At 47.3% G+C, this 12,337-nt stretch carries 9 protein-coding genes; 7 read left to right on the top strand and 2 right to left on the bottom strand.

Annotation, left to right across the window (positions count from 1 at the left end; all coding sequences use genetic code 11):
- Positions 1–55 precede the first annotated feature (55 nt).
- Entirely contained in the window at positions 56–286 is a 231-nt protein-coding gene (locus MHI38_RS11655; RefSeq protein ID WP_090924451.1) for a glutaredoxin family protein, read from the top strand.
- Between the two features lie 293 nt (positions 287–579).
- On the opposite strand, the gene MHI38_RS11650 is transcribed toward MHI38_RS11655, so the two are convergent.
- Positions 580–777, bottom strand: coding sequence for a hypothetical protein (locus MHI38_RS11650; protein ID WP_090924452.1), 198 nt, complete (start codon positions 775–777; stop codon positions 580–582).
- A gap of 152 nt (positions 778–929) precedes the next feature.
- Positions 930–2,093 carry an ROK family transcriptional regulator gene (locus tag MHI38_RS11645; RefSeq protein ID WP_341181269.1) on the bottom strand — a complete coding sequence of 388 codons (1,164 nt, stop codon included), beginning with the start codon at positions 2,091–2,093 and terminating at the stop codon, positions 930–932.
- 409 nt (positions 2,094–2,502) lie between these two features.
- Here MHI38_RS11645 and xylA point away from each other — a divergent pair, with 409 nt between their 5' ends.
- The 6 genes from xylA (at position 2,503) to MHI38_RS11615 (ending at position 12,237) form a co-directional block, all read left to right on the top strand.
- The gene (xylA, locus tag MHI38_RS11640) at positions 2,503–3,819 is read left to right on the top strand and encodes a xylose isomerase (RefSeq protein ID WP_308723211.1); all 1,317 of its coding nucleotides are present in this window, start codon (positions 2,503–2,505) and stop codon (positions 3,817–3,819) included.
- A gap of 1,137 nt (positions 3,820–4,956) precedes the next feature.
- Entirely contained in the window at positions 4,957–6,450 is a 1,494-nt protein-coding gene (xylB, locus tag MHI38_RS11635; protein ID WP_341181268.1) for a xylulokinase, read from the top strand.
- 224 nt (positions 6,451–6,674) lie between these two features.
- The gene (locus tag MHI38_RS11630) at positions 6,675–7,424 is read left to right on the top strand and encodes a glycosyltransferase family 2 protein (RefSeq protein ID WP_308723215.1); all 750 of its coding nucleotides are present in this window, start codon (positions 6,675–6,677) and stop codon (positions 7,422–7,424) included.
- A 22-nt stretch (positions 7,425–7,446) separates the two neighbouring features.
- Complete coding sequence (locus tag MHI38_RS11625; RefSeq protein WP_341181267.1) at positions 7,447–9,702, top strand: glycosyltransferase; 2,256 nt, start codon at positions 7,447–7,449, stop codon at positions 9,700–9,702.
- Positions 9,703–10,424: 722 nt separating this feature from the next.
- Positions 10,425–11,063 carry a bifunctional 4-hydroxy-2-oxoglutarate aldolase/2-dehydro-3-deoxy-phosphogluconate aldolase gene (locus MHI38_RS11620; protein WP_154891736.1) on the top strand — a complete coding sequence of 213 codons (639 nt, stop codon included), beginning with the start codon at positions 10,425–10,427 and terminating at the stop codon, positions 11,061–11,063.
- A 211-nt stretch (positions 11,064–11,274) separates the two neighbouring features.
- Positions 11,275–12,237: an alpha/beta hydrolase gene (locus tag MHI38_RS11615; protein WP_253491369.1), complete on the top strand. Its 963-nt coding sequence runs from the start codon at positions 11,275–11,277 to the stop codon at positions 12,235–12,237.
- Positions 12,238–12,337 lie beyond the last annotated feature (100 nt).

The following is a 12,337-nucleotide window of genomic DNA, read 5'->3' as shown; positions in this document are numbered from 1 at the left end:
AGCTTATAAATAATTAACCATATATAACAAATAATAATTCTGAGGTGAACTAAACATGGAAAACGTAATTGTATACACATCCACGAACTGCCCGAACTGCAAATCCGTCAAGACTTTCCTGGCTGATAAAGGTATTGCTTATGAAGAGCGTAACATCGAGACAAGCGACGAGTTCGCACAACAAGTATGGGATATGGGCGTACGTGCAGTTCCTTTGACTGTAATCGGTGAACACCGCATTCTGGGTATGAACAAAACACAATTTGCTAAAGCATTGGACGCTTAATTCATGCTTGGCTAGCTATGGTTGCTGGCTATGTAGTTTAACAGAATTGAAGCTATTCCGGTTCGCGCGAGCCGTTTGAATATAGAAGTTAGATTGGGAAGGGACCGTACCGTATAAGGTACGGTCTTTTTTTAATTAATCTGATGTTGAAAGGAATGGGATGAAAACAAAAAGAAGACGCGTAAGACAACGTCTGGACTTGAGGACATTGCGCATAAGCGTCTCCTTTTTAGTCGGAGCAACATCATTTGCCTTTGAGTATAGGAGTACATTCAAGCGTAAAGAATTCTCCGCTAGAAAAAAATACTCATGCATGTCTGAAATACGACATACACCAGTAAGCCTGACAGCATGTACATGAGACCAGCCTTCTTTTTGCTCTGAAAAAAACGAAGTATGCCCAGGCTGAACAGGGGCGCAAGCACAATCAGGAACAGGAGTACGGTGACAAATACTGGCGCCGAGATATCTGATGTATCCACGTAGGTCACGAGTTTCACTCCGTTTCATTATCGGATAACACGGCAACGAGAACGCTGCCATGACAAAAATCACATAATCTCATTATACCTCTGGATTTCTTTAACAAAAAGGGAGGAAATGGGGCGAAATCTTGTCAATTTTAATGATTTTTAGCTAAATATTAAACAGATACCCTTACATTACCTAAAAATTGGGATATTGCAGAATAAGCAGCCCCTATTCGAGTCGAACGGCTACCAAGTGCAGCCCATTCCACTTGCAGACTTCGACGGTGATAAGGCAGAGTACGTTCCTCGACCACCTGTTTGAGGGCTGATTCAATCCAAGGTTTAGCTTCCGAAAGCGGCCCGCCAATAATAATACGCTCCGGGTTGAAGCTATTTACGATGTTGGTAATGCCAACGCCCAGCTTGCGTCCGATGATATTGTATAAGGCGATCACGTCCTGATGTCCGTTCTGGGCGTGTTCAATCAGTTCTTTGGTCGTATGTGCAGGCAGGTGCTGCTGATCCGGGTGTTCGTATACTTTTTCCGAAGCATATAACTCCCAGCATCCCCGATTACCGCAAGAACAAGGCAGACCCTCTGCTTCAATGGACATATGTCCAGTCTCACCCGCGTAACCCCACGCACCCTTATATAATTCACCATCAACCATAATGCCTGAACCAATCCCGATTCCTGCACTGATATAGATCAGATGACGCACACCAACACCTGCACCAAAGTTTAATTCGCCCCGTGCTCCCGCGTTGGCCTCATTATCAATGGTGACAGGCAGGTTGAAGCTTTCTTCCATCATGGATCGCAAAGGCACCATCTCCCACTTCAAGTTGGGCGCAAACAGTACGGTTCCTTGCTCATCCACCATCCCTGGAACACCGATGCCTATGCCAATTACTCCATGCGGAGAGGGGGGAGCCTGCTTTATCAGGTGACTAGCGGCCAGCTTTAATTGTTCAAATACAGACGTTGCATCATGCTGCTTCAGATCGACGGCATAATCGGCAACGATATGACCTTCGAGGTCGGTGAGTACTCCCTTCAAACGCGTTACGCTCAGTTCCAGACCAACAGCATATCCAGCCGTACTTCTGAAAAGCAGCATTAGCGGTTTACGTCCACCACTAGATTCTCCTGGCCCAATCTCCTGCACCAACTCATCGCTGATCAGATCCGCTACCAGATTGGAAACCGTTGCTTTGTTGAGACCGGTCACTTCGGACAATTTCGCCCGGGAAAGGGGGGCATGACGGCGAATCGTATCCAGTACGATCGATTTGTTTATTTTTTTGACCAGCATCTGGTCTCCGGTAATTTTCATATCGATAAGGCACTCCTATTCTTTCTCTTTTTATATAAATTGAACTGAACAGATTTACACGGACACTTCGATGACAGAATAACCTTTCGATCGCTGTTATCCCCAGATTTTTCGATTCCACTATTAAAGGGGAAAATCCGGTGATAAATGCGAACACTTCGCTTCTACAGGTTTTTTCTGTCCTCTCCGTTCATGTGTAAATTAAATGGTTCAACTTATATAAGTAAAGGCTCTCATGTACATCCGCTAAGAAGCTATTCGACTATTATAGCGTAAACAAAGCGGGAAAAAACAATTTTATTTTTACTTTGTTTAACCAATAGACAAAGTAAATCTGATGTGTTAGGATAACGGTGTAAACGATTTCTTAAACAAACTCTTTTAAAACTTTTGAGGAGGCATTTATCACATGGCCTATTTTGAATCCGTTAATAAGATTGCATTCGAAGGTAAAGATTCCAAGAATCCATTTGCTTTTAAACATTATAATCCGCAAGAAGTTGTTGCTGGCAAGACGATGGAAGAACACTTCCGTTTCGGTATGGCTTACTGGCACACATTAACTGCAGGCGGTAGTGACCCGTTCGGCGCTGAAACAGCATTACGTTCATGGGATAGCTACTCCGGTCTGGATAAAGCGAAAGTTCGTGTGGAAGCGGCTTTTGAATTTATGGAAAAAATGAATCTGCCATACTACTGTTTCCACGATGTAGACGTGGCTCCAGAAGGCGCATCACTGCGTGAATTCTACAGCAACATCGACACCATCGTTGATTTGCTGGAAGAGCACATGAAAGCAAGCGGCAAAAAGCTGCTGTGGAACACAGCTAACATGTTCTCCAACCCACGTTTCATGTTTGGTGCAGCATCCACTTGCAACGCAGACGTATATGCTCACGCAGCAGCGCAGATCAAAAAAGGTCTGGAAGTAGGTAAACGTCTCGGTGCAGAAAACTATGTTTTCTGGGGTGGCCGTGAAGGTTACGACACATTGCTGAACACGGACATGCAACTGGAGCAAGACAACATTGCTCGTATGTTCCATATGGCTGTTGACTATGCAAAAGAAATCGGCTTCGACGCTCAGTTCCTGATTGAGCCTAAACCTAAAGAGCCAACAAAACACCAATACGACTTCGACGCAGCAACTTCCATTGCGTTCTTGCAAAAATATGATCTCGACAAACAGTTCAAACTGAACCTTGAAGCGAACCATGCAACGCTGGCTGGTCACACATTTGATCATGAAATCCGCGTAGCGCGTATCAACGGCATGCTCGGTTCCCTGGATGCGAACCAAGGCGATCTGCTGATTGGCTGGGATACGGACGAGTTCCCGGTTGATATGTATGATGCTACTCTGACCATGTACGAAGTGTTGAAAAACGGCGGTTTGGGCAAAGGTGGCGTAAACTTCGACGCGAAAGTTCGTCGTGGCTCCTTCGAACCTGAGGATCTGTTCCTGGCTCACATCGCAGGTATGGATACGTATGCGAAAGGTCTGAAAGTCGCTTCCAAGCTGATCGAAGACCGTGTATTCGATGAATTCATCGAGCAACGTTACAGCAGCTTCAACGAAGGCATCGGTGCAGAGGTTGTTGCAGGTAAAGCAACACTTGCTTCCCTCGCGGAGTATGCTTTGAACAACGAAAACCCACGCAAAAACCAATCCGGACGTCAGGAATTGCTGAGAGCAAAGCTTAACCAATACATCCTGGCTGACTAGGGTGGGTCTGAAAACGCTGAAGGAAGCAGATTTTGCCGAATTTTCGTTCCAAACCAGGGAGTTTACCGCAGGCGTGCCGGGGCACGTCAAGGGAAAGTGACGCAGTATGGGGCGAAAAGGGGTAAAAGATGCACTTCAGTGGGTTTCAAGACACGCCCCGATAACAGTCTTAGAGGAAGAGTAGATTCCTGCCCAAGCGTACTGCCTATGGCTAGATCATTGCCGTAGATAAAGCAGGAATCATACCTCTTCCTACTCGGTGCAAAAGTATGTTGCACCCTGGACGTTGAATAAGCGTGACATTCAAACCGTCCCCGCTTTCCTCTGGGAAGGCGGGGACGGTTTGTTGTCATTGTTGGCCCCCGAGTTGCCCCAAACGAGTACGTTTGTACCGTTTGAAAGCAACGTTACAAGGGGCATGCAGAAACGGAGTGAGCAGAAAGGACCCGGAGAAACGAAGTGTTCGCATTTACAACCGGATTTCACCTATGAAGAGGGGACAGTGAAGAAATCCGGGGGTAAGGGGCGATCGGAGGGTTTTCTGCACACGGAGTGACCGGGCATGGCGCACCACCAACGCTTTATGCTTTTAAATAAACCAATGACGATTGAAATGTCATTGGAACCCAAGTTGCCCCAAACGAGTACGTTTGTACCGTTTGAAAGCAACGTTAGAAGCGGCATGCAGAAACGGAGTGGGCAGAAAGGACCCGGAGAAACGAAGTGTTCGCATTTACAACCGGATTTCACCTATGAAGAGGGGACAGTGAAGAAATCCGGGGGTAAGGGGCGATCGGAGGGTTTTCTGCACACGGAGTGACCGGGCATGCCGCACCACCAACGCTTTATGCTTTTAAATAAACCAATGACGATTGAAATGTCATTGGAACCCACGTTGCCCCAAACGAGTACGTTTGTACCGTTTGAAAGCAACGTTAGAAGCGGAATGCAGAAACGGAGTGAGCAGAAAGGACCCGGAGAAGCGGAGCGTTCGCATTTACAACTGGATTTCACCCTTGAAAAGGGTAAAGTGAGGAAATCCGGGGGTAAGGGCGATCGGAGGGTTTTCTGCACACGGAGTGGCTTATCATGCCGTACCTAAGGTTTCAATCCTGTATAAACGAAAGGAGTATACTTATGAGTTATGTAATTGGCGTCGATCTCGGAACGAGCGCGGTCAAGACCGTTTTGGTCAATCGTGAAGGTAAAGTGGCATTTGAAGCATCGGAGGCTTATCCGTTGTACCAGCCTAAAGCTGGATATAGTGAACAAAATCCAGAGGATTGGGTGCAGCAGACAATTGTGTCGCTTCGCAAATTGCTGGAAGTATCTGGCGTGCAGCCTTCCGAAATCGAAGGATTAAGCTTCTCCGGGCAGATGCATGGGCTGGTGTTGGTGGATGCAGAAGGCAAACCACTTCGTAATGCCATCCTGTGGAACGATACCCGAACGACAGCACAGTGCCGCCGGATTGAGAAGGTTCTTGATAGCAAGTTGCTCAGCATTGCCCGGAACCGTGCATTGGAAGGGTTTACGTTACCTAAAATCTTGTGGGTGCAGGAAAATGAACCAGAATTGCTGGATCAAGCGTTCTTGTTCCTGTTGCCAAAAGACTACGTCCGTTACCGCCTGACTGGCGATTACGCGATGGATTATTCCGATGCAGCGGGTACGTTGCTGCTGGATGTGGCAGGCAAACAATGGAGCACGGAGATCGCATCCGCATTTAATCTGCCGATGACGCTTTGTCCGCGCCTAGTTGAATCATTCGACGAAGTCGGCACCTTGTTGCCTGAGATTGCAGAGCAAACAGGCTTGGCGCCAGCAACCAAAGTATTTGCTGGCGGTGCCGATAATGCCTGCGGTGCAATTGGCGCAGGCATATTGAGTGAAGGACAGACGATGTGCAGCATCGGTACGTCCGGAGTTGTTCTCTCGTACGAAGAACGAAAGGATCTCGATTTCGAAGGGAAAGTGCATTTTTTTAACCATGGTGAGAAAGATGCCTTCTATATTATGGGTGTGACGCTGGCAGCAGGATACAGTCTCTCCTGGTTTAAAGACACCTTCGCAGCGGACAAATCATTTGATGCTCTTCTACAGGGCATTGACCAGATTCCTGCAGGAAGCAACGGATTGTTGTTCACGCCATATATCGTAGGGGAGCGCACACCTCACCCGGATGCCAACATTCGAGGCAGCTTTATCGGCATGGATGCCGGGCATAAACTGGAGCATTTTGGACGTGCTGTAATGGAAGGCATCACCTTCTCGTTACGTGAGTCGATTGATATTTTGCGTGGTGCAGGCAAGACGGTCAATGAGGTGATCTCCATTGGAGGCGGAGCGAAGAACGAAGCTTGGCTGCAGATGCAAGCGGACATTTTCAATGCAACGATTGTGAAGCTGGAGAGTGAGCAAGGTCCGGCGATGGGGGCAGCTATGCTGGCGGCTTATGGTAGTGGCTGGTTCCCGACAATACAAGAGTGTGCGGCGGCGTTTATTCGTCCAGCGAAATCTTACGTACCAAACCCGGAGACGGTAGCGGTATATGACGGTTTGTTTGCCCTTTATCAAGAGGTGTACGGACAGACACGCGGCTTGAATGATCGTTTGGCGGCATATCGTTAAATCGAAGGTTTTCATAAGTAGTCCGTATTCAAAAATAAACAGAATAGAAGTATCCTGATCCAAAAGCATTCGCGCAAGCGAGTGCTTTTTTTGTGTTAGGTGTGAAGTAAATCCCGAGGTGGCTATGCCGGAACACTTTGCCCTGCATAACCGGATTCCAGCTTAGCATAGATTGGATATAGAGGGTTTGCGTCTAAAAGAACCGGAAGCATGGGGGTGTGGGGTTGGAAGAACAGGAGCAACACAAACGGGAACAGGGCAAGGAACAACCAGTTAGGAAAAGGCCGCATATCACCTTATCCATGATTGTATGCAACGAGGAGAAGCGATATCTTAGGCAGGCACTTATGACACATCGTGCATGGATTGATCGGGCTGTCATTATTGATGATGGAAGCACGGATGGGACGGCTGCTATGTGTAGGGAGCTTTTACACGGTATCCCTCTAGTACTAGTGCAGAATCCGGTCTCGCGTTTTTCCGATGAGGTGAGTCTGCGAAAACAACAATGGGAGGAGACCCTTTCAACTAACCCGGAATGGATTCTTAATCTAGATGCAGACGAGGTTTTAACGCCGGATTTTGGTGTTTTGAGGGATGACCTCTTAAGTGGAATGGAAGAAGCGATTTACTTCCGTTTATATGATATGTGGAGTGAGACTGCGTACCGGGAAGATATGTACTGGCAGGCTCATATGTATTATCGGCCTTTTCTAGTCAAGTATCGTCCCGGGATGGTCTATGAATGGAAGGAAACACCGCAGCATTGCGGACGATTCCCGTTGAGCATTCAGCATCTGCCCTATGCCTGTCATCCCCCGCGAGTAAAGCATTATGGCTGGGCAAGAGAGGAAGACCGTGTTCGCAAATATGAGAGATACCAAACACTGGACCCCGAAGCAAGGTATGGCTGGAAAGAGCAATATGAATCGATATTGGATGCAGAGCCACGGCTTATTCCATGGTCTGATTAAGGGAAGGAAGTGAGCATCATTGGTGAAAGACCCGCTAGACCGCAAAAACAGTAACAAAAGTGTTCAAGGTGAACCACAAGCGGATACCATACCCTCTAAGTCTGAGAAGGAAACGGGGGAGATGTTAAGGATAAAACAGGAAAAAGAAAAAGAAAAAGAAAAAGAAAAAGAAAAAGAACAAGAGCGAGTACACAAACAGGAGAAAACCCCGGAGCAAGTACAGAAGCAAGTGGAACAGCCCCAACAAATGACAGGGCAGAAGGAGATCCAACATCCACAGCCACAGCCACAGCCACAGGAAAAGGAAAAGGATGAGGATGAGGACATCTCGCAAAGTACCCGTGAGCGTATCCTGATTGCTAGCCCTGTACGGCAGACAGCTGCCATTCTGAATGAATTTCTGAATTCCCTGCAGAGCCTTGAGCGAAAGACGGTGCGTACAGACTATTTGTTTGTAGATGATAATGAGGAGGAAGCCTCCTCCCAAATGCTGAACGATTTTGTACTTCGACATAACGGTAAGGTGATCCATGCTCGCGATATGAATGGTACGGAGAGTGGGGACGCGGACGACCCAGGAAACTACAACAAAGATGAAGGTGGGCATTACTGGAGAAACGAACAGGTATGGCGAGTGGCCAGGCTGAAAAATAACATTTTACAGTACGCACGTGAACATCAATATGATGGCGTGTTTCTGATCGATTCTGATCTGGTGTTGCACCCTCGAACGCTGGAACAATTGGTATCGAACCAAAACGAGATTGTATCCAATATTTTTTGGACCAGCTGGCAACCGGGAACAAAGGAAATGCCGCAAGTATGGCTTCAGGATGAATATGCACTCTATCAGCGGGGGGGTTCAGCTCTCGAAGCAACAGAGGCGCAGGATGAGGACGCACAGGCAAGCGCCTTTCTAAACCAGCTACGTATTCCGGGTTGTTATGAGGTGGGCGGGTTAGGCGCTTGTACTCTAATTCGGCGATCTGTACTTGAAGCGGGAGTGAATTTTGACCGTATTCCGAATGTTTCTTTTTGGGGAGAGGATCGTCATTTCTGCATTCGTGCTCAGGCGTACGGATTTCAACTGTTTGTGGATACCCACTACCCAGCCTATCATATCTATCGTTTGTCCGATTTGCCGGGGGCGGCGGCCTATAACCGCAGAATTAAACGAGGCGAAGAGGGAATTCGAATTAGCTTATGTATGATTGTAAAAAATGAAGAAACTTCCCTCGCCAGATGCCTGGATTCCGTAAAAGGAATTGCCGATGAAATCGTCATCGTGGACACAGGTTCCACGGATCATACAAGGCAAATTGCGGCTCAGTACACCGACTGTATTTTCGATTTTGAGTGGGTGGATGACTTTGCGGCGGCACGTAATTTCGCCTTCGACCAAGCTTCCTGTGAATATATTATGTGGCTGGATGCGGATGATGTGTTTGAACCGCAGGATCGCGCCAAGCTGATCGCATTGAAACAGTCGCTTGATCCGGCTGTGGACAGTGTAACGATGGATTACAACCTCTCCTTCACGCCAGAGGGCAAGGTCTCGTATAGTCTGCGGCGAAATCGTCTGGTGCGGCGGGATCGCCAGTTTCGCTGGATTGGTGCAGTGCATGAATATCTTGCTGTAGCAGGCAATTTGCTGCATAGTGATGTGGCTGTGACCCATAAGAAAGATAAGGTGTATACAGATCGAAATTTGCGAATATATCGCAAACGTGAACAGGCCGGTGAAGACTTCTCACCGCGTGACCTCTATTATTTTGGCAATGAACTGAAAGACCATGCTTTTCATGAGGAAGCCATAACCTACTATGAGAAATTTCTGGACACCGGACTGGGATGGGTGGAGGATCGGATTGCCGCCTGCCAGAAAATCGCGGATTGCGAGGCAGTACTGAAACGTCCGGAACGGGAATCGGCGGCGTTGTTTCGTTCTTTTGCCTATGATTTGCCTAGAGCAGAGGTGTGTTGCCGACTGGGGGGATATTTTGCTGACAGAGAAGACTATCGCCAAGCTATATTCTGGTACGAACAGGCTGTGCAGGCGAACCGTCCAGGTGATCCGATGGTTGTACTGAATGAAGCCGCATGGACTTGGATGCCTCATCTGCAACTATGTGTATGTTATGATCGAATGGGCAACCGAGCGAAAGCGAAGGAGCACAACGATATTGCCCTAACTTATCATCCAACTCACCCAAGCATGTTGTACAATGATCGATATTTCAAGGATTTGGCGAAGGAAAGTGTAATGGAGAACGCATAGAGTTTAGTTTAATGGGTTTGAATAGCGTTAACAGAATCCACCTCTTCGCGATGAAGAGGTTTTTTGTTTCTATTTTAAAAACCAAAATTAAGGTAGTGTGCTCACAGGGGAGAAAATCGGCAGTGTTATAAATGAAGAATTTAAGTAACAAGCGGTGTATCTCGGAGTGGATGTTAGAATGTCGGAGCGGTTATTACATTACGTTAATGGGATTCATGGTGCGTGGGTAATTGGCTCCGACTTTATTCTAACGATCACAGGAGAGCTTATTTCAAGACTTTTGGGGATTTGAAAATTCTAATGATCACCACAGACGCTATTTCGCCAAAAATGGACAAAATCGGGTGAAATCATAACTAATTTGAGTAAATAAGCTCTCTGGAGATCGTTAGAAAATAAAAAGTGGCGAATCAGGCCAAATAAGCTCACTGGTGATCGTTAGAAGATTTAAATACTATAATGCTATGCCTAAACCGAATCGGCTTTCATAAATTGCAACCACATAATGAAAATGTCTTGATGTCTTGACACCACAGGTGGACTTATTGTTGCTTTGTTTAAATTCCCTAACTTCACATCACTACGTCCACAATCCTTATTATGGATTAATGTATTTCGTTCAATGGAGCATATGCATTACAATAGTTTTTAACGGAGAAGCAGTGTACACCAAGACGGGTCCTCGGCTGCCGAATCTGAACGAAGTAAGGGAGTGAATGGATATGAATCTGACAGAAGTACTACTCGAATCCAGACTGGTCGCGATCGTTCGCGGTATAAGCCGGGAAGCGGCGGTGACAGCCGGTCAGGGAATGACCGAAGGCGGCATTCGTCTAATGGAAGTCACGCTGAATACACCGAATGCGCATCAGATCATTGCTGACTGGCGCGAACGTCACGAAGGACAAGCCTATGTCGGTGCAGGCACGGTACTCAATGTGAGCATGGCGAAGGAGGCCGTGTCTGCAGGGGCACAATTTTTGGTCTCCCCCAATGTCGATCTGTCTGTCATTGAATATGCTGTAGAACACGGTGTTGAGATTTGGCCCGGGGCCATGACGCCTACGGAGATTGTTGCTGCGCATGAAGCAGGAGCACGGGCTGTTAAGCTGTTTCCTATGGCTAGTCTGGGTATTCCATACCTGCGTGAAATCAAGGCGCCTCTCGATCACATTCCACTGCTCGCAACGGGTGGTGCGACGCTGGAGAATATCGCTTCCTATTATGAGGCAGGTGCAGCCGCAGTAGGCTTGGGAAGTGCACTTTTGCCGAAAGAAGCTCTGAATTCAGGAGATAGCGCACAGATTGCAGAGCGAGCGAGAGCATTTGTGAAGGCGGCGACAACGAGAACAGACCAGTAGACTGCGGTTAGGTAACGGTAAGAGTAAAGGCACTGGAGTAGAGGTTTTAATTTAAGAACAAATAAGTAAATTAGGCGTAATGGGGTATATATATAAAGAGTTTACAAGGTTAATCGTTATAACAAACAAAAAGTGGAGATCATTTAACGTGTAGTTGATCCTGTTATCGTATGATAAGCGTATGTCAGTAGCCAGAGAGGAGAGAGGCCTTGTGAAAGCGAGAACGATGATTGGCGGTATGTTGGCAGTGGCCGCTGTAACTGCGGGTGGTTTATGGAAGGCAGCGGTAAAAAGCCAGACACCCAAAAAAATTCCGATTACGTTGACACCGCCGATGCCTTTTGAGGATATTACCTTTGAAAGTGGAGGGGGACAGGTGCAAGGTTGGTTTATTCCAGCGAGACCCGATGTTCCTAAGCCCTGGCCGCTCGTAATCATCGCACATGGCTGGGGTTCCAATCGCTCTCGTGTATTACGCTATGCACGCCCCATCTGGGAGGCCGGGTATGCACTGTTTATGTATGATGTACGTAGTCATGGAGCCAGTGATCCTGTTCGTGCTGCATCGGCCTATCTGTTCAGGGACGATCTACTGGCTGCGTTGACCTATGTATCAGGCCGTTCCGAGATTGATCCCGAAGCGATTGGCGTGTTGGGGCATTCCTTAGGTGGACTGGGGACGATTCTAGCAATTACAGAAGGCATTCCAGTTTCCGCCGTGGTTACCGACTCCATGCCATCCCAATTTCAGGTGATCGTCAGTTCGGAACTGAGACGCCGGCGTTTGCCGCTGTTCCCACTGGCACAGTTGATCCCCCGAATCTGGTTTTGGCGGTTAGGTGAGTCTTTAAAGACTTATCAGCAGAATGATGCCGTAATGATGCTGAATGAGCGGAGAAGAAGCATGCAGTTGCCATTCCTGATGGTACACTCCAAAGGGGATAACTTTATTCCGCCGAGTGAACTGGAATATTTTATGTCCAAAGCCGATCCGCCGGTAGAGCATCTATGGGTTAACAGTGAAGGACACAGTTGCTCAGAGGAAGACCCGGCTTTCTGGGACACGGTGATTCCGTTCCTGAAAATGCATGTTCGTTCTGCTCCAGAGCGAGTTACGCATGATGAAGCTACAATAAATCAGGACGGAACAGATCTGCATCATAGTGCAGGTTGATAGAAGGAAACGCCAACTTGATTGGCGTTTTTTTGTTGTGTTTTTTCATTATACAGAAATTCACAATTGTAAAATTACCCGGAAAACAGCGATTAAAAAG

Origin of the sequence: Paenibacillus sp. FSL K6-1558 (assembly GCF_038002565.1) — a bacterium.
GTDB classification, from domain to species: Bacteria; Bacillota; Bacilli; order Paenibacillales; family Paenibacillaceae; genus Paenibacillus; species Paenibacillus polysaccharolyticus.
This window is presented reverse-complemented; position numbering and strand designations above follow the sequence as displayed.

What these genes read in the sequence shown, in the direction of transcription:
- MHI38_RS11655 (WP_090924451.1), top strand. Translation starts at nt 56, where the DNA reads ATGGAAAACGTAATTGTATACACATCCACGAACTGCCCGAACTGCAAA.
- MHI38_RS11645 (WP_341181269.1), bottom strand. Translation starts at nt 2,093, where the DNA reads ATGAAAATTACCGGAGACCAGATGCTGGTCAAAAAAATAAACAAATCG.
- xylA (WP_308723211.1), top strand. Translation starts at nt 2,503, where the DNA reads ATGGCCTATTTTGAATCCGTTAATAAGATTGCATTCGAAGGTAAAGAT.
- xylB (WP_341181268.1), top strand. Translation starts at nt 4,957, where the DNA reads ATGAGTTATGTAATTGGCGTCGATCTCGGAACGAGCGCGGTCAAGACC.
- MHI38_RS11620 (WP_154891736.1), top strand. Translation starts at nt 10,425, where the DNA reads ATGAATCTGACAGAAGTACTACTCGAATCCAGACTGGTCGCGATCGTT.